This window comes from Pseudomonas sp. MAG733B (assembly GCF_036884845.1).
In the GTDB taxonomy this organism is placed as follows: domain Bacteria; phylum Pseudomonadota; class Gammaproteobacteria; order Pseudomonadales; family Pseudomonadaceae; genus Aquipseudomonas.
Map to the genome: position 1 here is coordinate 3,603,630 of NZ_CP145732.1, position 20,047 is coordinate 3,623,676.

Annotated in this window: 14 protein-coding genes and 1 pseudogene; 11 read left to right on the top strand and 4 right to left on the bottom strand. The window is 60.5% G+C overall.

Annotation, left to right across the window (positions count from 1 at the left end; genetic code table 11):
• The first annotated feature begins 139 nt into the window (after positions 1-139).
• From V6Z53_RS16710 to V6Z53_RS16745, 8 genes are all read left to right on the top strand, one after another.
• Positions 140-1,456, top strand: coding sequence for an MdtA/MuxA family multidrug efflux RND transporter periplasmic adaptor subunit (locus V6Z53_RS16710; RefSeq protein ID WP_338580705.1), 1,317 nt, complete (start codon positions 140-142; stop codon positions 1,454-1,456).
• Positions 1,453-4,557 carry an MdtB/MuxB family multidrug efflux RND transporter permease subunit gene (locus V6Z53_RS16715; RefSeq protein ID WP_338580706.1) on the top strand — a complete coding sequence of 1,035 codons (3,105 nt, stop codon included), beginning with the start codon at positions 1,453-1,455 and terminating at the stop codon, positions 4,555-4,557. Before V6Z53_RS16710 ends, V6Z53_RS16715 begins: the two co-directional genes overlap by 4 nt.
• The gene (locus V6Z53_RS16720; RefSeq protein ID WP_338580707.1) at positions 4,554-7,661 is read left to right on the top strand and encodes an efflux RND transporter permease subunit; all 3,108 of its coding nucleotides are present in this window, start codon (positions 4,554-4,556) and stop codon (positions 7,659-7,661) included. Before V6Z53_RS16715 ends, V6Z53_RS16720 begins: the two co-directional genes overlap by 4 nt.
• Positions 7,658-9,121 (top strand): efflux transporter outer membrane subunit, encoded by a 1,464-nt coding sequence (locus tag V6Z53_RS16725; protein WP_338580708.1) that lies wholly within the window; start codon positions 7,658-7,660, stop codon positions 9,119-9,121. The genes V6Z53_RS16720 and V6Z53_RS16725 overlap by 4 nt, the downstream gene beginning before the upstream one ends.
• Before the next feature lie 184 nt (positions 9,122-9,305).
• Entirely contained in the window at positions 9,306-11,387 is a 2,082-nt protein-coding gene (locus V6Z53_RS16730) for an EAL domain-containing protein (RefSeq protein WP_338580709.1), read from the top strand.
• 191 nt (positions 11,388-11,578) lie between these two features.
• On the top strand, positions 11,579-12,325 hold the full coding sequence (locus V6Z53_RS16735; protein WP_338580710.1) for an SDR family oxidoreductase: 747 nt from the start codon (positions 11,579-11,581) through the stop codon (positions 12,323-12,325).
• 246 nt (positions 12,326-12,571) lie between these two features.
• Positions 12,572-12,736, top strand: a complete 165-nt coding sequence (locus V6Z53_RS16740) for a hypothetical protein (RefSeq protein ID WP_338580711.1) — start codon at positions 12,572-12,574, stop codon at positions 12,734-12,736.
• 1 nt (position 12,737) lies between these two features.
• Positions 12,738-13,397, top strand: a complete 660-nt coding sequence (locus V6Z53_RS16745; protein ID WP_338580712.1) for a hypothetical protein — start codon at positions 12,738-12,740, stop codon at positions 13,395-13,397.
• 83 nt (positions 13,398-13,480) lie between these two features.
• On the opposite strand, the gene mapR is transcribed toward V6Z53_RS16745, so the two are convergent.
• From mapR to V6Z53_RS16760, 3 genes are all read right to left on the bottom strand, one after another.
• Positions 13,481-14,890, bottom strand: coding sequence for a GntR family transcriptional regulator MpaR (gene mapR / locus V6Z53_RS16750; protein WP_338580713.1), 1,410 nt, complete (start codon positions 14,888-14,890; stop codon positions 13,481-13,483).
• A 149-nt stretch (positions 14,891-15,039) separates the two neighbouring features.
• A complete protein-coding gene (ccoG, locus tag V6Z53_RS16755) occupies positions 15,040-16,452 on the bottom strand; it encodes a cytochrome c oxidase accessory protein CcoG (protein ID WP_338580714.1) in 1,413 nt (470 codons plus the stop codon).
• Positions 16,453-16,647: 195 nt separating this feature from the next.
• Positions 16,648-16,881, bottom strand: coding sequence for a DUF3203 family protein (locus V6Z53_RS16760; RefSeq protein ID WP_046818117.1), 234 nt, complete (start codon positions 16,879-16,881; stop codon positions 16,648-16,650).
• Between the two features lie 131 nt (positions 16,882-17,012).
• Between V6Z53_RS16760 and V6Z53_RS16765 the strand changes: the two genes are divergently transcribed.
• Positions 17,013-17,525, top strand: a complete 513-nt coding sequence (locus V6Z53_RS16765; protein ID WP_338580715.1) for an MgtC/SapB family protein — start codon at positions 17,013-17,015, stop codon at positions 17,523-17,525.
• 47 nt (positions 17,526-17,572) lie between these two features.
• On the opposite strand, the gene V6Z53_RS16770 is transcribed toward V6Z53_RS16765, so the two are convergent.
• Entirely contained in the window at positions 17,573-17,740 is a 168-nt protein-coding gene (locus tag V6Z53_RS16770) for a hypothetical protein (protein ID WP_338580716.1), read from the bottom strand.
• Between the two features lie 204 nt (positions 17,741-17,944).
• On the opposite strand from V6Z53_RS16770, the gene V6Z53_RS16775 reads away from it, so the two are divergent.
• Together V6Z53_RS16775 and V6Z53_RS16780 are read left to right on the top strand one after the other, a co-directional pair.
• Complete coding sequence (locus V6Z53_RS16775) at positions 17,945-19,939, top strand: alpha-1,4-glucan--maltose-1-phosphate maltosyltransferase (protein WP_338580717.1); 1,995 nt, start codon at positions 17,945-17,947, stop codon at positions 19,937-19,939.
• Positions 19,921-20,043, top strand: a pseudogene (locus V6Z53_RS16780) (metal ABC transporter ATP-binding protein); the annotation flags it as partial. The gene V6Z53_RS16775 and the pseudogene V6Z53_RS16780, both read left to right, overlap by 19 nt.
• Positions 20,044-20,047: the final 4 nt, after the last annotated feature.

Consider the following 20,047-nt stretch of genomic DNA (forward strand, 5'->3'; position numbering starts at 1 on the left):
GCCGTTTTCATTTGTGTTTCAGTGTCTTGGATAAATCTCCTGTTACGTAAGCCGAAGGTAAATTGCCGGTAAAGGCGCTTTGCTTAAGACCCGCCAGTGCTTATCGTTCAGCCTCATGTAAAGAAAGCTCACGCGCCCAATGGTTGATCACTCAATGCAATCCTCCGCTTCCCGTAGTCCCCGTCGCTGGCTGTTCGGCCTGCTTGTCCTGCTGGTCATCGCCGCTCTGTGCTGGAAATTCTGGCCAGGCAGTGCTGCGCCAAAAGAGGGTGCGGGGCAAAAAGCCGTGGCCGGGCATACCGGCAAGGCGGGCGGAATGCGTCCAGGGTTCGGCGGTGCGACCGGGCCGGTTCCGGTGCGCGTAGCCCCGGCGGTCAAGGGTGATTTCCCGCTGTACTACAAGGCGTTGGGCACGGTCACTGCGCTAAACACCATCAACGTGCGCAGTCGCGTCGGCGGTGAGCTGATGAAGATCAATTTCGAGGAAGGGCAGATGGTCAAGGCCGGCGACCTGCTTGCCGAGATTGACCCGCGTCCGTACCAGAACGCCTTGCTCCAGGCCGAAGGCACCTTGTTGCAAAATCAGGCGCAACTGAAAAACGCCCAGGTGGATGTCGAGCGTTATACCGGTTTGTATCGGGAGGACAGCATCGCCAAGCAAACCCTGGACACCGCCGTCGCGCTGGTCGGTCAGTTCCAGGGCACGGTCAAGACCAATCAGGCGGCGGTCAACGACGCCAAGCTCAATCTCGAATTCACCAAGATCCGCGCGCCGATCGCCGGCCGCGTCGGCCTGCGCCAGCTCGATGTCGGCAACTTGGTAGCAGCCAACGACACCACGGCGCTGGCGATCATCACCCAGACCCAACCGATCAGCGTGGCTTTCACCCTGCCGGAAAACAGCCTCGACACCGTCCTCGCGCGTTATCGCAGCGGCGCTAAATTGCCGGCCGAGGCCTGGGATCGTGGCGATACCAAGTTGCAGGCCACTGGCGTATTGCAGAGCCTGGACAACCAGATTGACGTCACCACCGGCACCCTGAAATTCAAGGCCCGTTACGACAACCGCGACCAGTCGCTGTTTCCCAACCAGTTCGTCAACGTGCGTCTGCTCGCCGACACCCTCAAAGACGTGGTGCTTGCGCCATCCGCCGCGATCCAGTTCGGCACCAATGGCACGTTCGTCTATGCCCTGGACGGCGACAAGAAGGTCAAGATCCGCCAGTTGAAAATCGGCGCCAGCGACGGTGAAAACACGGTGGTCACCGAAGGCCTTTCCGCAGGCGACCGCGTGGTGCTGGAGGGCACCGACCGCCTGAAGGACGGTAGCGACGTGGAAGTGGTCAACGACCCACAACAAGTGCCGACCAATCCGGCCGGCCACCTGCAGGGCAAATCGGCGGCCAACACGCCTGAGCCGGCGACCACTGACAAGGCGAAAAAGGGCGGCGCATGAATCTCTCGCGGCTGTTCATCCTTCGCCCGGTAGCCACCACGCTGAGCATGCTGGCCATTATCCTGGCCGGCGTGATCGCTTATCGGCTGCTGCCGGTATCGGCATTGCCTCAGGTCGATTACCCGACCATTCGCGTCATGACGCTCTATCCCGGCGCCAGCCCGGATGTAATGACCAGCGCCGTGACCGCGCCGCTTGAGCGGCAGTTCGGGCAAATGCCGGGCCTGACGCAAATGGCATCCACCAGTTCCGGTGGCGCCTCGGTGCTGACCCTGCGTTTCAGCCTCGACATCAATATGGATGTCGCCGAGCAGCAGGTGCAGGCCGCGATCAACGCCGCGACCAACCTGTTACCCAAGGACTTGCCGGCGCCGCCGGTGTACAACAAGGTCAACCCGGCCGATACGCCGGTGCTGACCCTGGCCATCACCTCCAAGACCATGTTGTTGCCCAAGCTCAACGATCTGGTCGACACGCGCATGGCGCAGAAAATCGCCCAGATCAGCGGCGTCGGCATGGTCAGCATTGCCGGCGGCCAGCGTCAGGCCGTGCGGATCAAGGTCAATCCCGAAGCCCTGGCGGCCAATGGCCTGAACCTGTCGGATGTGCGCACGCTGATCGGCGCGTCCAACGTCAACCAGCCCAAGGGCAACTTCGACGGCCCGACCCGGGTTTCGATGCTCGATGCAAACGATCAACTGACGTCGCCCAAGGACTACGCCAACCTGATCCTGGCCTACGCCAACGGCGCGCCGTTACGGCTCAAGGACGTGGCGGAAATCGTCGACGGTGCCGAGAACGAACGTCTGGCCGCATGGGCCAACGAAAACCAGGCCGTGTTGCTGAACATCCAGCGGCAGCCCGGTGCCAACGTCATCGAAGTGGTCGACCGCATCAAGGCGTTGCTGCCGAGCATCACCGACAACCTGCCGGCCGGCCTCGACGTCGTCGTGCTGACCGACCGCACCCAGACCATCCGCGCCTCGGTCAAGGACGTGCAACACGAACTGCTGATCGCCATCGCGTTGGTGGTCATGGTCACTTTCCTGTTCCTGCGACGGGCCAGCGCCACCATCATCCCATCGGTGGCCGTGCCGCTATCGTTGATCGGTACCTTCGGCGTGATGTACCTCGCGGGGTTCTCGGTCAACAACCTGACCCTGATGGCCCTGACCATCGCCACCGGTTTCGTGGTGGACGATGCGATCGTGATGCTGGAGAACATTTCCCGGTACATCGAAGAAGGTGACAGCCCGCTGAACGCGGCGTTGAAGGGTGCGAAGCAGATCGGCTTCACCCTGATTTCCCTGACCTTGTCGCTGATCGCCGTGTTGATCCCGCTGCTGTTCATGGCTGACGTGGTCGGGCGGCTGTTCCGCGAGTTTGCCATCACCCTGGCGGTGGCGATCCTGATCTCGCTGGTCGTGTCCCTGACCCTGACGCCGATGATGTGCGCGCGGTTGCTCAAGCGTGAACCGAAGGAAGAAGAGCAGGGCCGTTTCTACCGCGCCAGCGGTGCCTTCATCGACTGGATGATCGCCGCCTACGGACGCAAATTGCAGTGGGTGCTCAAGCATCAGCCGCTGACCCTGATGGTCGCAATCGGCACCCTGGCGCTGACAGTGTTCCTGTACATGGTCGTGCCCAAGGGCTTCTTCCCGGTGCAGGACACCGGGGTGATCCAGGGGATTTCCGAAGCGCCGCAGTCGATTTCCTTTGCGGCGATGAGCGATCGCCAACAGGAACTGGCCAAGGTGATCCTGGCAGATCCGGCGGTCGAGAGCCTGTCGTCCTACATCGGTGTCGACGGTGACAACTCGACGCTCAACAGCGGGCGACTACTGATCAACCTCAAGTCCCACAGCGACCGCGACCTTAGTGCGACGGAAGTCATCGCACGCCTGCAACCGGAACTGGACAAACTGGTGGGCATTCGCCTGTTCATGCAGCCGGTGCAGGATCTGACTATCGAAGACCGTGTCAGTCGCACGCAGTACCAGTTCAGCATGTCGTCGCCGGATTCGGAACTGTTGAGCCTGTGGAGCGGGCGTCTGGTGGAAGCCCTGGCCGAACGCCCGGAGTTGACCGACGTTGCCAGCGATCTACAAGACAAGGGCTTGCAGGTCTATCTGGTGATCGACCGCGATGCCGCCTCGCGGGTCGGGGTGTCGGTGTCGAACATCACCGATGCGCTGTATGACGCCTTCGGCCAGCGGCAGATTTCCACGATCTACACCCAGGCCAGCCAGTACCGTGTGGTGCTGCAATCGCAGTCCGGCGAGAAGATCGGCCCGCAGGCGCTGGACCAGATCCACGTCAAGACCACCGATGGCGGCCAGGTGCGGCTGTCCAGCCTGGCGCATGTCGAAGAGCGTCAGGCGCAACTGGCGATCACCCACATCGGCCAGTTCCCGGCGGTGATGATGTCGTTCAACCTCGCGCCCGGCGTGGCGTTGGGGCATGCAGTCGAGATCATCGAACAGGTGCAAAAAGACATCGGAATGCCGATCGGCGTGCAGACCCAGTTCCAGGGCGCGGCCGAGGCGTTCCAGGCGTCGCTGTCGAGTACCTTGCTGCTGATTCTGGCGGCGGTGGTGACCATGTACATCGTGCTGGGCGTGCTCTACGAGAGCTACATTCACCCGATCACCATTCTCTCGACCTTGCCTTCGGCGGCGGTCGGCGCCTTGCTGGCGTTGATTCTCAGCGGCAACGACCTGGGGATGATCGCGATCATCGGCATCATTTTGCTGATCGGTATCGTCAAGAAGAACGCGATCATGATGATCGACTTTGCGCTGGATGCTGAGCGCAATCAGGGCATGGACCCCGAGACGGCGATCTATCAAGCGGCGTTGCTGCGTTTCCGGCCGATCCTGATGACCACTTTGGCCGCGCTGTTCGGTGCGGTGCCGTTGATGCTGGCCACCGGTTCCGGTGCGGAATTGCGCCAGCCGTTGGGTCTGGTGATGGTCGGCGGCTTGTTGCTGAGCCAGATTCTGACGCTGTTCACCACGCCGGTGATCTACCTGTACTTCGACCGCCTCGGTCGGCGTTGGGGTCGTAAGCCTGAATCCGTGGAAGCGGTAGAGCAGCCATGAACCTGTCAGGACCTTTCATCAAGCGCCCGGTCGCGACCATGCTGCTGAGCCTGGCGATCATGCTGCTGGGCGGTGTGAGTTTCGGCCTGTTGCCGGTGTCGCCGCTGCCGCAAATGGACTTTCCGGTGATTGTGGTGCAGGCCAGCCTGCCCGGTGCCAGCCCGGAAGTGATGGCATCCACCGTGGCCACGCCGTTGGAGCGCTCCTTCGGCGCGATCGCCGGGGTCAACACCATGAGCAGCCGTTCCAGCCAGGGATCGACCCGGGTGATCCTGCAATTCGACCTCGACCGCGACATCAACGGCGCGGCGCGGGAAGTGCAGGCGGCGATCAACGCCTCGCGCAACCTGCTGCCGAGTGGGATGCGCAGCATGCCGACCTACAAGAAGGTCAACCCGTCCCAAGCGCCGATCATGGTGCTGTCGCTGACCTCGGACGTGCTGGAAAAAGGCCAGTTGTACGACTTGGCCTCGACCATCCTGTCCCAAAGCCTATCGCAAGTTCAGGGCGTGGGTGAGGTGCAGATCGGCGGCAGCTCCCTGCCGGCGGTGCGCATCGAACTCGAACCGCAGGCGCTGAACCAGTACGGCGTGGCGCTGGACGATGTGCGCAACACCATCGCCAATGCCAACGTGCGTCGGCCGAAGGGCTCGGTGGAGGACGATCAGCGTTTGTGGCAGGTTCAGGCCAACGACCAGTTGGAAAAGGCCAAGGATTACGAATCGCTGATCATCCACTACAACGGCGGCGCGGCCCTGCGCCTGAAGGATGTGGCCAAGGTCAGCGACGGCGTCGAAGACCGCTATAACAGCGGTTTCTTCAACGACGACGCGGCGGTATTGCTGGTGATCAACCGGCAGGCCGGCGCCAACATCATCGAGACGGTCAACGAGATCAAGGCTCAACTGCCGGCGTTGCAGGCGGTGTTGCCGGCCAGCGTCAAGTTGAACGTGGCAATGGACCGCTCGCCAGTGATCAAGGCCACATTGCATGAAGCGGAAATGACCCTGCTGATCGCCGTGGTGCTGGTGATTCTGGTGGTGTTCCTGTTTCTGGGTAACTTCCGTGCGTCGCTGATCCCGACGCTGGCGGTGCCGGTGTCGCTGGTCGGCACGTTTGCGGTGATGTACCTCTACGGCTTCTCGCTGAACAACTTGTCGCTGATGGCGCTGATCCTGGCCACCGGGCTGGTGGTGGACGATGCCATCGTGGTGCTGGAGAACATTTCCCGGCACATCGATGCGGGCATTCGCCCGATGAAAGCGGCGTATCTCGGTGCCCAGGAAGTCGGCTTCACCTTGCTGTCGATGAACGTGTCGCTGGTGGCGGTGTTCCTGTCGATCCTGTTCATGGGCGGGATCATCGAGAGCCTGTTCCGCGAGTTCTCCATTACCCTGGCGGCGGCCATCGTGGTGTCGCTGGTGGTGTCGCTGACCCTGACCCCGATGCTCTGCGCCCGTTGGCTCAAGCCGCACACGCCGGGCCAGGAAAACCGTTTGCAACGCTGGAGTCAGCGGGCCAACGAATGGATGGTCGGCAAATACGCCACCAGTCTCGACTGGGTACTGCGCCATCGGCGCCTGACGTTGCTCAGTTTGTTCGTGACGATTGGCGTTAACGTTGCGTTGTATGTGGTTGTTCCTAAAACATTTCTTCCTCAGCAAGATACCGGCCAACTGATCGGTTTTGTGCGCGGCGACGACGGTCTGTCGTTCAGCGTGATGCAGCCGAAAATGGAAATCTTCCGCCGCGCCGTGCTCAAGGACGAAGCGGTGGAAAGCGTCGCGGGCTTCATCGGTGGCACCAACGGCACCAACAACGCGTTCATGCTGGTACGCCTCAAGCCGATCAAGGAACGCAGCATTTCCGCGCAAAAGGTCATCGAGCGGCTACGCAAGGAAATGCCCAAGGTTGCCGGTGCGCAACTGATGCTGATGGCCGATCAGGACCTGCAATTCGGCGGTGGCCGCGAGCAAACCACGTCGCAGTATTCCTACATCCTGCAAAGCGGTGACCTGGGAGCGTTGCGCGAGTGGTATCCGAAAGTCGTCACCGCGCTCAAGGCCTTGCCCGAGCTGACCGCGATTGATGCCCGCGAAGGCCGAGGCGCGCAGCAAGTGACCTTGATTGTCGACCGCGACCAGGCCAAACGCCTCGGTGTCGACATGGACATGGTCACGGCGGTGCTGAATAACGCCTATAGCCAGCGGCAGATTTCGACCATCTACGACAGCCTCAACCAGTATCAGGTGGTGATGGAGGTCAATCCGAAATACGCCCAGGACCCGATCACCCTCAAGCAGGTGCAGGTGATCACCGCCGATGGCGCGCGGATTCCGTTGTCGACGATTGCCCATTACGAAAACAGCCTGGAAGACGACCGCGTCAGCCACGAAGGCCAGTTCGCCTCGGAAAGCATTTCCTTCGACATGGCCGAGGGCGTGACCGTGGAGCAGGGCAGCGCCGCCATCGAACGGGCAATTGCCTCGGTGGGCCTGCCGGAAGATGTCATTGCGAAAATGGCCGGCACCGCCGATGCCTTCGCCGCGACCCAGAAGAGCCAGCCGTGGATGATCCTAGGTGCGCTGGTGGCGGTGTATCTGGTGCTGGGCGTGCTGTACGAAAGCTACATTCATCCGCTGACCATTCTCTCGACCTTGCCGTCGGCGGGTGTCGGCGCCTTGCTGTCGATCTATGCGCTGGGCGGCGAATTCAGTCTGATTTCGTTGCTGGGCCTGTTCCTGCTGATCGGCGTGGTGAAAAAGAACGCCATCCTGATGATCGACCTGGCGCTGCAACTGGAGCGGCATCAGGGCATGGCGCCACTGGAGTCGATTCGCAACGCCTGTTTGCAACGTTTGCGGCCGATCCTGATGACCACCCTCGCGGCAATCCTCGGCGCCTTGCCGTTGCTGCTGAGCCGTGCCGAAGGGGCGGAAATGCGCCAGCCGCTGGGGCTGACCATCATCGGCGGGCTGATTTTCAGCCAGGTGCTGACTCTTTACACCACTCCGGTGGTTTACCTCTATCTCGACAAACTGCGCCATCGCTTCAACCACTGGCGTGGGGTGCGTACCGATGCTGCTCTGGAAACTCCGCTATGACTGACCGTTCGCTGTTCAAACTGGCTACACCGCTGATCACCGCCCGAGGCTCGCGTTTGCTGAGCCTGTCGCTGTGCGTGGCGATGCTCAGTGCCTGCGCCATCGGCCCGGATTACCAGCGTCCGCAAACCGCCGAGCCTGCGCAGTACAAGGAAGCGGCCGGCTGGCGTCAGGCCAGCCCGAGCGATTCCCTGGCCCGTGGTGCGTGGTGGGAGCTGTATGGCGACCGGCAACTCAATGGCCTGATCGAAAAACTCAACGCGTCCAACCAGACCGTTGCACAATCCGAAGCCCAATACCGGCAGGCCCAGGCGTTGGTGCGCAGCGCCCGGGGCGCGTTTTTTCCGACGGTGGACCTGACCTTGGGGAAAAACCGTTCCAGCCAGGGCACCGGCAGTAGCAGTTCCAGCCTGACCAGTTCGTCCAGCGGTATTCGTGACACCTACACCGCCCAGGCTGGCGTCAGTTGGGAAGCGGATATCTGGGGCAAGCTGCGCCGAGGCCTTGAAGCCGACACCGCCAATGCCCAGGCGAGTTTTGCCGATCTGGCGGCGATGCGCCTGAGCCAGCAGTCGGAACTGGTGCAGAACTACCTGCAACTGCGGGTGATCGATGAGCAGAAGCGTCTGCTGGAAGCGACCGTCGAGGCCTACCAGCGTTCGCTGAAAATGACCGAAAACCAGTATCGCGCCGGTGTGTCCGGCAAGGACGCTGTGGCTCAGGCACAGACCCAGCTCAAGGGCACCGAAGCCGATATGGTCGACCTGATCTGGCAACGCGCCCAGTTCGAAAACGCCATTGCCGTGCTGATCGGCTTGCCACCGGCCGAGTTCAGCCTGGCGGAGACAGAGAACATTCCGGCATTGCCCGAAGTGCCATTGAGCCTGCCGTCGCAACTGCTGGAACGCCGCCCGGACATTGCTTCCGCCGAGCGTTCGGTGATCGCTGCCAACGCCAACATCGGCGTGGCCAAGGCCGCTTATTACCCGGACCTGACCCTGAGTCTGAACGGGGGTTACAGCAGCAGCACGTCGAAAGATCTGTTCAGCGTACCGAACCGCTTCTGGTCGGTCGGCCCGCAACTGGCCATGACCTTGTTCGACGGCGGGCAGCGCTCGGCGGAGGTGGATCGCAGCGAAGCGGCCTACGACGAAACCGTGGCCAAATACCGCCAGACCGTGCTCGACGGTTTCCGTGAAGTGGAAAACTATCTGGTCCAGCTCAAGGTGCTGCAAGACGAAGCCGTGGTGCGGCAACAGGCGCTGGATGCAGCCCGCGAATCGCTGCGCCTGACCCAGAACCAGTACAAGGCCGGGGTCATTGCGTACCTGGACGTGGTCGTGGTTCAGGCGGCGGCGCTGAGCAATGAACGCAGCAACCTGGACTTGATGCAGAGCCGCCTGATCGCCAGCGTGCAGTTGATTGCCGCGCTGGGCGGTGGTTGGGATGGGCAACTGTAGACGGCTCCTACATGGGCGGGGTGGGTTGCTCTAGAGGGTTTAGGGTCGATCAAACAAGCGTTTCATCGGCTTGATGGCCCTTTGCTAATTTTGTGAGTGCGTTCTCATTTGGAATCAGTACAATCGCGCAAAATTTGCGCCCTCGAGAACGGAAGCAGTACGGGGGTGATTGCGAGACATCCCCATGCTCATCGGTAGTTATTCCCCCACGCTCGTCATCATCTCGCTGTGTGTGGCGATTCTCGCCTCATACACCGCCCTCGACCTGACAGGCCGCATCGCCACTGCCAAGGGCCGCGCCGTGCATTTGTGGACGGCGGGCGGCGCCTTCGCCATGGGGGTGGGCATCTGGTCGATGCACTTCATCGGCATGCTCGCCTTCAAGTTGCCCATCGATCTGGGCTACGACATCGGCATCACCTTGCTTTCGCTGCTGACCGGCATTCTCTCCAGCGGCTTTGCCCTGTGGCTGGTCAGCCAGCCGCGCCTGCCGCTGTGGCAACTGGCGTTCGGTGCGCTGATCATGGGCGCCGGCATCAGTGCCATGCATTACACCGGCATGGCTGCCATGCGCATGCAGCCGGGCATCGACTACGACCCGACACTGTTCGGCGCGTCACTGCTCATTGCGGTCGTCGCTTCCGGCGCGGCGCTGTGGATCGCGTTCCACCTACGCCAGCACACACCTTACGTGCGGCTGATTCGCGGCGGTGCGGCAATGATCATGGGCGTAGCCATCGTTGGCATGCATTACACCGGCATGGCTGCGGCGCGCTTCGCCGATGGCAGTTTTTGCGGAGCCGCGGTAGACGGTTTGAATGGCAAGGGCCTGGATAATCTGGTGCTGATCACCACCCTGGCGGTGCTGAGCATTGCCTTGCTGACTTCGATCCTCGACGCCCGGCTCGAAGCCCGCACCGCAGGCCTGGCCCAGTCGCTGACCGAAGCCAACCGCGAACTGACACAACTGGCGCTGCACGATACCCTGACCGGTCTGCCGAACCGGATACTGCTCGCCGATCGTATAGACCAGGCGATGTCGCGGGTGAACGGCGAGGGCGGTTGTTTTGCGCTGATGTTCATCGATCTGGACGGCTTCAAACCGGTTAACGACGCCTTTGGTCACCATATGGGCGACCAGTTGCTGCGGGAAGTCAGCCTGCGCCTGCGCGAGGACTTGCGCAGTCAGGACACGTTGGCGCGCATCGGCGGCGACGAATTCGTGTTGCTGGTGCAGCTCAGCGAACAAAACGACGCGATGGGCCTCGCGGCACGGCAGGTCGGATTGATTGCCCGTTCGTTCCGGGTCGCCGAGCATGATTTGCAGATCTCGGCCAGTGTCGGCATCGCGCTGTACCCGGGCAACGGCCAGACCGCCCACGAATTGCTGATGAACGCCGATGCGGCGATGTATCACGCCAAAGGGGCGGGCAAAAACGGCTACAGCTTCTTCGACGCCTCGATGAACAGCAACGCGCGCAAGCAACTGCAATTGCTGCAAGACCTGCGTCATGCCCTGGAGCATCAAGAATTCAGCCTGTATTACCAACCCAAGTTCGATGCCAACAACGGCCGGCCGGTCGGTGCCGAGGCGCTGTTGCGTTGGGAGCACCCGACGCAGGGCATGCTGCTGCCGGACAAATTCATCGAACTGGCTGAAAAAACCGGCCTGATCATTCCGATTGGCGAATGGGTGCTCAATGAAGCCTGCCGCCAGATGCGTGAATGGTACGTGCTTGGCTACACCGACTGGCGCATTGCCGTGAACCTGTCCGCCTTGCAGTTCTGCCACGCCGGGCTGGTGCAGAGTGTGGCCAAGGCGCTGGCCACGCACCATCTGCCGGCCAACAGCCTGACCCTGGAAATCACCGAAACCACAGCCATGAGCGATGCCGATGCGAGCATGACGGTGTTGCAGGAACTGTCGGAAATGGGCGTCGATCTGTCCATCGATGACTTCGGCACCGGCTATTCGAGCCTGATGTACCTCAAGCGCCTGCCGGCCAACGAGCTGAAGATCGACCGTGGTTTCGTGCGTGATCTGGAACGTGACAGCGATGACGCGGCCATCGTTTCCGCCATCGTCGCCCTCGGTCAGGCACTGGGGCTGCGGATCGTTGCCGAAGGCGTGGAAACCGGCGTGCAGCAGGACTTCCTGACTCAACTGGGTTGCGATTCGCTGCAAGGCTACCTGCTTGGGCATCCGTTGCCGGCCGAACGCTTCATGGTGGAGATTCATCGCGCGGAGCAATTGGAGCTCGCCTGACTTGTGGCGAGGGAGCTTGCTCCCGCTGGGTCGCGAAGCGGCCCCCGACAACTCTCAGTTCCGCGACTGCTACGCAGTCGAGCGGGAGCAAGCTCCCTCGCCACATCGGTTGGCAACAGGCCCATGCAAAAACCGCAAAGGACGGTTATTCTTGGCCCCGACCGCTTACGCTTGAAACGGGGAAAGCTTGCATGGAAAAAGTCATCGTCATCACCGGCGGCAGCCGCGGCATTGGAGCCGCCACAGCCCTGTTGGCCGCCAGACAAGGCTATCGGATCTGCATCAACTATCAGGCTGATGAGCAGGCAGCGCTCAGTGTGCTGGAGCAAGTCCGCGCATTGGGTGCGCAAGCCATTGCGGTGCGCGCCGATGTCAGCATCGAAGACGAAGTGATCGCGCTGTTCAATCGGGTCGACAGCGAGCTGGGCCGGGTCACGGCACTGGTGAACAACGCCGGCACCGTGGGGCACAAGTCCCGGGTCGACGAAATGTCCGAATTCCGCATCCTGAAAATCCTCAAGACCAACGTGCTGGCGCCGGTGCTGTGCGCCAAACACGCGATCCTGCGCATGTCGCCAAAGCACGGCGGGCAGGGCGGCAGCATCGTCAACGTGTCGTCGGTTGCCTCACGCCTGGGCGCGCCCAACGAATACGTCGACTACGCCGCTTCCAAGGGCGCGCTCGACACTTTCACCATCGGCCTGTCCAAGGAAGTGGCGGGTGAAGGCATTCGCGTCAATGCGGTGCGGCCCGGTTACATCTACACCGACTTCCATGCCTTGAGCGGTGACCCGGACCGGGTCAGCAAACTGGAGTCTGCAATCCCCATGGCCCGTGGCGGGCGACCGGATGAAGTGGCCGAGGCGATTGTCTGGTTGCTGTCGGACAAGGCTTCGTATGCGACGGGGACTTTTGTTGATTTGGGCGGTGGTCGTTGAAGTCGGATTGAACATAGCGACTTTGAAACTCTAGTAGTTTTTCTTTCAAGAATACTAACGCAACAAGCAACGCTTCCTGTAATCAGGGTGCGTTGTTTGTTGCGTTAAATCTTGCTGCGTGGTGTTTGATATATCGTGCATTACATGTGATTTATGTATGGCTTGAAAGTATGGCGTGTCGATCTTACTCTTGAGTCGACTTCGCAGTTGGCGAAGTTTTAATTTAAATAATGGAGATGTGCGTAAATGGATCTTTACAAAGATGAAGTCGCTTTTTGGGATGAATTTGTTTTGCGTTATTTGCACCGGGAATACTCGGGCCTGGCATCGATTGATTATCTGACTGGAGCTGCTTACTTGGCAGACCAGATGATTATTGAACGTCGCAAGCGCAATGTGGTGGAAGACTGATATGAGTCAGGACGATTTGAACAAATCAATTATCGCTCATCTTTTCCTGGCGGGAAAGCCACTGGTGTTGAATTATCAACTGATGGAGAAGCGGCTCGCGCGACCGCGCTTAACATCGGCGCAACGCACGGAATATAACCGTCAACTCAAAAGCGAAGGGGGCTTTTTAACCGTTGCGGATCGCGACGATGATGAGCCATTGTTGATCCATTTTCGCTCGGAAAAAGATCGATACACCTTGCGCGTGGCCACACCCGGGAAGTTTTTTGGTTATTTCCTGAGTATGGAGAAAATACGGGAAACCAACGGGCAGACGACGGACGTCGGAAATATTGTGGTGACGCCGGAGAATCCAACACGCTTTTATATGAATGTGTTTGGTCAGGGTAATCTACGGTTGTTCAATGTCGCTCGAAAGCGTGTTGTGGATCCAGATTTGTCAGTTGCTCCGATTGTGGGTGAAACCGTATCGTTCATACAGGATCAGGTTCAGGGCCCTACTTATATTTACAATAGTAAAACGTCACTCGAAAACGATGGGCAGCAATACTTCTCCGACACATTCCTGAGGGCCGAGCATGTTATCTGGGACCCGGCACCCGCTGAGTTTGAAGTGCAAGTCAGAGGCGCCGGTGTCTTGGAGTTAGACGATATAGGCTGAGGCTTATAAAACAAACTGTGAACCGAGGCTGATCGCCCGGTTCACGTCGGCGCGCGGCCCGGATGCGATGCCGGCCGAGGCCTTCAGAAGGACCTGACAATCCGCCCCAACGTCTCCATCGCCTTTTCTGAGTCCTCGGTCCACGGGCTGCCGTAATTCAACCGAATGCAATTCCTGAAGCGCTGCGCCGGCGAAAAAATCGGCCCCGGCGCGATGCTGATCCCCTGGGCCAACGCCATCTGAAACAACTTCAACGAATCCATCTGCGCCGGCAGCTCCAGCCACAAAAAGTAGCCGCCCGCCGGTTGGCTGACCCGCGTTTGCGCCGGGAAATAGCGGGCGATGGCGGCGAGCATCGCGGCTTGCTGATCTTCCAGCGCATGACGCAATTTACGCAGGTGCCGGTCATAGCCGCCGTGTTGCAAGTAATCGGCAATGGCGGCCTGGGCCGGCATCGAGGCGCAGAGCGACGTCATGAGCTTCAGCCGTTCGATCTTCTGCGCATAGCGGCCGGCAGCGACCCAACCGATGCGATAGCCCGGCGCGAGGCTTTTGGCGAACGAACCGCAATGCATCACCAGGCCTTCGGTATCGAACGCCTTGGCCGGTTTCGGCGCCTGCTGTCCGTAATACAACTCGGCGTAGACATCGTCTTCGATCAGCGGCACTTGATGCTGGCGCAGCAACTCCACCAGTTCCTGTTTCTTGGTCTCGGGCATGGTCGCGCCCATGGGGTTCTGGAAACTGGTCATGCACCAGCAGGCCTTGATCGGGTGGCGTTCCAGGGTTTGCGCAAGCACGCCGAGGTCGATGCCGTCGCGCGGATGCACCGGGATTTCCACGGCTTTGAGTTTCAGCCGTTCCAGTATTTGCAGGCAGGCGTAAAACGCCGGGGCTTCGATGGCCACCAGGTCGCCGGGTTGGGTGACCGCTTGCAGGCACAGGTTCAGCGCTTCGAGGGCACCATTGGTGATCAGCAGTTCTTCCATGGGCAACATCAGCCCGCCGACCATGTAGCGCAGGGCAATTTGCCGGCGCAGTTGCGGGTTGCCCGGTGACATGTCAGTGACCACCATGCGCGGGTCCATCTCGCGACTGGCGCTGGCCAGTGAGCGCGACAGCCGTTGCAGCGGAAACAGCGTGGGGCTGGGGAATGCCGAACCGAAGGGCACGGTGTTCGGGTCCTTGATCGAGTCCAGGACCGAGAACACCAGTTCGCTGACGTCGACTTCCGTGGATTCGTTGACCTGGCTGCTGATCACCGGCTCGGAGAACGGCCGCGGTGCATTGGCATTGACGAAATAGCCGGAGCGCGGCCGGGCGCGGATCAGACCACGGCGTTCCAGCAGGTAATAAGCCTGGAACACCGTGGACGGGCTGACCCCGTAAGTCTGGCTGGCGTAGCGCACCGACGGCACGCGCTGGCCGGGGCCAAGGACGCCGGTGCGGATCAGTTCAGCGATGTCGTCGGCGAATTTTTCGTAGCGTTTCATCGGTATCCCACAATGGAATTGTCTCGAATTGCTGTTGTGGCGAGGGAGCTTGCTCCCGCTGGGGTGCGAAGCGCCCCCAAAAACTTACGACTGCTTCGCAGCCGAACGGGAGCAAGCTCCCTCGCCACAGAGCACCGCAGTCTAAAGCCTTAACGATTCATCGGCGCAACAAACCGGCTCTTGGCCACGCTGTAGATGCCGGGCTCATCACTGTCGACGACCTTGAAGCTGATGCCCTGCGAGCTGCTGCTCGGTCGGTCTGTAGTCATCGCCACCGATACCGGCACGTCGACAATCTCGCCTGGCGCCAGGCTTAAATCGGTCTTGCCTTGCAACTGGAAGCCGTCACCGTCGACGAGCGCCAGTCGATAGTCCTGGCGCTGCTGGGTCTTGTTGATGACCTTCAGGCTGTAGATGTTTTCGATCTGCCCCTGACTGTTCTCGCGGAACAGGCCACGGTCCTTGCTCACGTCCAGCGACACCATCGGCCGCTCGACCAGTGCGACGACCAGCGCGGCGATCATCACCAGCAACACGGCGGTGTAGCCGATCAGCCGTGGCCGCAGCAGGTGAGTCTTGCCACCCTGCAACTGACGCTCCGAGGTGTAGCTGATCAAGCCGCGCTCGTAGCCCATCTTGTCCATGATCGAATCACAGGCGTCGATGCATGCCGCGCAACCAATGCATTCCATCTGCAAGCCATCGCGGATGTCGATGCCGGTCGGGCAGACCTGTACGCAGAGCTGGCAATCGATGCAATCGCCCAGGCCAACCTCGGCCGGTTTGACCTCGCGTTTACGCGGGCCACGGTTCTCGCCACGCGCCACGTCGTAGGAAATGGTCAGGGTGTCTTTGTCGAACATCACGCTCTGGAATCGCGCATACGGGCACATGTGCATGCACACCGCTTCGCGTAGCCATCCAGCATTGATGTAAGTCGCGCCAGTGAAGAACAGCACCCAGAACAGGCTTACGCCGCCCATCTGCAAGGTCAGCAGTTCTTCGGCCAGCGGGCGGATCGGGGTGAAGTAGCCGACGAAGGTCAAACCGGTCAGCAGGCTGATGGCCAGCCACAAGGTGTGCTTGGCCGAGCGGCGCATCAGTTTGTTCAGGCCCCAGGGTGCGGCTTGCAGCTTGATCCGCTGGTTGCGCTCGCCCTCGGTGATTTTCTCGCACCACATGAAAATCCAGGTCCAGGAGCTCTGTGGGCAGGTGTAGCCGCACCACACGCGGCCGGCGAACACGGTAATCGCAAACAGGCCGAACGCGGCAATGATCAGCAGTGCCGAGAGCAGGATGAAATCCTGCGGCCAGAACGTTGCGCCAAAGATGTGGAATTTGCTTTCGGAAAGGTCCCAGAGCACCGCCTGACGGCCGCCCCAGTTCAGCCACACCGTGCCGAAGAACAGCAGAAACAGAAATCCCGCGCCGCTGATGCGCAGGGAACGGAACAGGCCGGTGAAGCTGCGGGTGTGGATCAGGTTGTCGCTGGTTTTGACCTTCATCTTCGGGCGTGAAGGTTCGAATGTTTCAACGGTTCGGACGGGGATTCTCTCGCTCATGGTCTTTCGCTCATCAGCCTCCATCAGGCATGAGCACTATGAGCAGCGATCTGTTTGCATAACAGACTCAGGTATTGCTTTAAAAACCGGATCAGATGCGCATTGCGAAACAGCCTGCGACAAGTTGAAGCACCTGTCTCGGCGGGCCGCCAGCGCCTATATCAGGCGGTGGCGGGGGTTGTTGATCCGGGTCAGTCAAATCACCGAATCACTGTCGGTGGCCTTCAAGTGCCGGCGTCCGTCCACCGCACCTGCTACGGTCAATGCATCGGCTTCTGCTTCGGTGATGTAGATGCGCTGGCCGTTGAGGTCCACCGCCGACATGGCTTTGGCGCCGTCAGTGACGATGGTCACGTCGGGGCACAAGCGAATTTCTTCGCCGTTTTCGGTGGTAAAGAAGCAGGTCTCGTTCTCGATGCGTACGGTCATGACGTGATCCTTTTTCAACGGGTATTAAAACGTTAGGGCGTCTGTACCGGCCATCGTTCTGTGCAACCGATTAATGGTCGACGCGGTCCATCCTCCATGACCCTTCGCGAGTACTTCAAAAGGACAGCACCATGAGCGCCTGGTGGCATGAAGTCTGGGTGACCCTGCAAGCGGAATTCGCCGATATCGGCGATGCCTCGCAACTGACCCGCATCACCGTGCGCCTGTTGATGGCGGCCGTCCTGGGCGGGATTCTCGGTTTCGAGCGCGAGCACAAAGGCAAGGCTGCGGGGGTGCGTACCCACATGCTGGTGGCGATCGGCGCGGCGCTGTTTGTGCTGGTGCCGCAGATGTCGGGTTCGCAGGCCGACGCGATGAGTCGGGTCATACAGGGTGTGATCGCCGGGATCGGCTTTCTGTGCGCCGGCACCATCCTGAAAAACCAGGAGGGCGATGAAGGCCACGTCAAAGGCCTGACCACGGCGGCCGGCATGTGGATGACCGCCGCGATCGGCGTCTCTGCCGGGCTGGGAAAAGAGGCGACGGCGGTGCTCAGTACGTTGCTGGCGCTGCTGATACTTGGGGTGATGCCGCGGATCGTGAGCCTGTTCGAAAAAAACGGGCAGGACGACGGCAAGGATTAGCAGATCAGATCGTTCCCTACAAAACGCGTGGGAACGATCAACTGTCTTCATTCCGGCGCAACAATCACCGGTGGCATGGTCGTCGGCGGTTCTTCCCGTGGCGGTGGCTGGATGCCCGGCGGGTCTTGTTCGGGCACGGGCTGCGGATCGGTCGGTGGAATCACCGGGTTGTCGATGTTTGGATCGGGTGTTTCAGCCGGGAATGGATTGTTCATCTTCCTGCCTCCAGTGGCACATGGCGTGAGTCGTGCTTAAGTTGATTGACCGCTGTGCAAGGGATTTGATTCCAGCCAAATGCCGATGAACTTTTCCCGGTGCCCGTCGCTCGGAACCTAAGTGAGTTCATTCCGGGGCGGATTGCCTGACGGGGTGACAACCAGACACAAGAGCGTCCTTGGGGCGTACAGGAGTGATGCTCGATGACGGCTGAAAAACCGAATGAATTGAGTTACAACCCGCACATTCCACTGTCGCAGGCTTTATTGCTGCCGCGCATCGTGATCGAAAACACCATGCCGATCCTCGATGGCGGGCAGTTCGCCGTCAAGGCCGTGGTGGGCGAGGACGTGGTGGTCACCAGCAAGGTGTTTGCCGATGGGCACGACAAACTGGCCGTGCGCATTCGCTGGCGGTCCGAGGGTGATGAGGTCTGGCAAAGCGAAGCCATGAACGACCTGGGCAACAACGGTTGGCAGGGCCGGTTTCGCGTGGTGAACCAGGGCCGTCATGTGTTTTGCATCGAAGCCTGGATCGACCAGTTCGCCAGTTTTCGTTATGAACTGGAAAAGAAGCACGCCGCCGCGGTGCCGGTCAGCCTGGAATTGCAGGAAGGCCGCCTTCACGTGCAACAAGCCGCCGAACGCAGCGAAGGGCAACTGAGTGAACAGTTGGCAGCACTGCATCATGAATTGTCGGGCCTGCTCGAAACCGAGCAGATTGCGCTGTTTCTGCACCAGCGTAGCGCCGAACTGATGGCCCTGGCCGATCACCGCGCCTACCTCAGTCTCAGTCCCGAGTACCCGGTGGACGTCGAGCGAGAGCTCGCGCAGTTCGCCAGTTGGTACGAATTGTTCCCGCGTTCGATCACTGACGATCCGGCCCGCCATGGCACCTTCAACGACGTGCATTCACGGCTGCCGATGATTCAGGACATGGGTTTCGACGTGTTGTACTTTCCCCCGATCCATCCGATCGGCCGCAGCTTTCGCAAAGGCCCGAACAATTCCCTGACAGCCGGGCCGGATGATCCGGGCAGCCCGTATGCCATCGGCAGCGAAGAGGGCGGGCACGAGGCGATTCATTCACAGCTCGGCACCCGCGAAGACTTTCGTCGGCTGGTGGCGGCGGCCAAGGACTATGGCCTGGAGATCGCCCTCGATTTCGCCATCCAGTGTTCCCAGGACCACCCTTGGCTCAAGCAACATCCGGGCTGGTTCAATTGGCGTCCCGACGGCACGATCAAATACGCGGAAAACCCGCCGAAGAAATACCAGGACATCGTCAACGTCGATTTCTATGCCGCCGATGCGATTCCGAGCCTGTGGGTCGAATTGCGCGACATCGTCGTTGGTTGGGTCGAGGAGGGCGTGAAGCTGTTTCGCGTCGACAATCCGCACACCAAACCGTTGCCGTTCTGGCAATGGCTGATCGCCGATGTGCGGGCGCTTTACCCTGACGTGATTTTCCTCGCCGAAGCGTTCACCACGCCGGCGATGATGGCGCGGCTGGGTAAGGTCGGTTATTCCCAGAGCTACACCTATTTCACCTGGCGCAACACCAAACACGAACTGGCCACGTATTTCAGCGAACTCAACGAGTCACCGTGGCGTGAATGCTACCGGCCGAACTTCTTCGTCAACACGCCCGACATCAACCCGGCATTCCTCCACGATTCGGGACGCCCCGGCTTTCTGATTCGCGCGGTGCTGGCGACCATGGGTTCGGGCCTGTGGGGCATGTATTCCGGTTTCGAACTTTGCGAGTCGGCACCAGTGCCGGGTAAAGAGGAATACCTCGACTCCGAGAAGTACGAGATCCGCCCCCGGGATTTCACTGCACCCGGCAACATCATTGCAGAGATCGCCCAGCTCAACCGTATCCGCCGGCAGAACCCGGCCCTGCACACGCATCTGGGGCTGAAAATCTACAACGCCTGGAACGACAACATTTTGTACTTCGGCAAGCGTAGCGCCGACGGCAGCAATTTTATCCTGGTGGCGGTCAGCCTCGATCCGCATAACGTGCAGGAGGCGAACTTCGAATTGCCGCTGTGGGAAATGGGTTTGCCGGACGACGCCAGCACCCAGGGCGAAGACTTGATGAACGGCCATCGCTGGACGTGGCACGGCAAGTACCAGTTCATGCGGATCGACCCGGCGTATCAGCCGTTCGGGATCTGGAGGATTACCGCCTAAAGAAAGGTGCCTCAAGTGTGGGAGCGGGCTTGCTCGCGAAGGCGGCAGGACAGGCAGCATCCTCGTCGACTGACACTCCCTCTTCGCGAGCAAGCCCGCTCCCACATG

Excerpts from the sequence above, each read along its gene's own strand:
- V6Z53_RS16710 (WP_338580705.1), top strand. The coding sequence starts at position 140 with ATGGTTGATCACTCAATGCAATCCTCCGCTTCCCGTAGTCCCCGTCGC.
- V6Z53_RS16715 (WP_338580706.1), top strand. The coding sequence starts at position 1,453 with ATGAATCTCTCGCGGCTGTTCATCCTTCGCCCGGTAGCCACCACGCTG.
- V6Z53_RS16720 (WP_338580707.1), top strand. The coding sequence starts at position 4,554 with ATGAACCTGTCAGGACCTTTCATCAAGCGCCCGGTCGCGACCATGCTG.
- V6Z53_RS16725 (WP_338580708.1), top strand. The coding sequence starts at position 7,658 with ATGACTGACCGTTCGCTGTTCAAACTGGCTACACCGCTGATCACCGCC.
- V6Z53_RS16730 (WP_338580709.1), top strand. The coding sequence starts at position 9,306 with ATGCTCATCGGTAGTTATTCCCCCACGCTCGTCATCATCTCGCTGTGT.
- V6Z53_RS16735 (WP_338580710.1), top strand. The coding sequence starts at position 11,579 with ATGGAAAAAGTCATCGTCATCACCGGCGGCAGCCGCGGCATTGGAGCC.
- V6Z53_RS16740 (WP_338580711.1), top strand. The coding sequence starts at position 12,572 with ATGGATCTTTACAAAGATGAAGTCGCTTTTTGGGATGAATTTGTTTTG.
- V6Z53_RS16745 (WP_338580712.1), top strand. The coding sequence starts at position 12,738 with ATGAGTCAGGACGATTTGAACAAATCAATTATCGCTCATCTTTTCCTG.
- mapR (WP_338580713.1), bottom strand. The coding sequence starts at position 14,890 with ATGAAACGCTACGAAAAATTCGCCGACGACATCGCTGAACTGATCCGC.
- ccoG (WP_338580714.1), bottom strand. The coding sequence starts at position 16,452 with ATGAGCGAGAGAATCCCCGTCCGAACCGTTGAAACATTCGAACCTTCA.
- V6Z53_RS16760 (WP_046818117.1), bottom strand. The coding sequence starts at position 16,881 with ATGACCGTACGCATCGAGAACGAGACCTGCTTCTTTACCACCGAAAAC.
- V6Z53_RS16765 (WP_338580715.1), top strand. The coding sequence starts at position 17,013 with ATGAGCGCCTGGTGGCATGAAGTCTGGGTGACCCTGCAAGCGGAATTC.
- V6Z53_RS16770 (WP_338580716.1), bottom strand. The coding sequence starts at position 17,740 with ATGAACAATCCATTCCCGGCTGAAACACCCGATCCAAACATCGACAAC.
- V6Z53_RS16775 (WP_338580717.1), top strand. The coding sequence starts at position 17,945 with ATGACGGCTGAAAAACCGAATGAATTGAGTTACAACCCGCACATTCCA.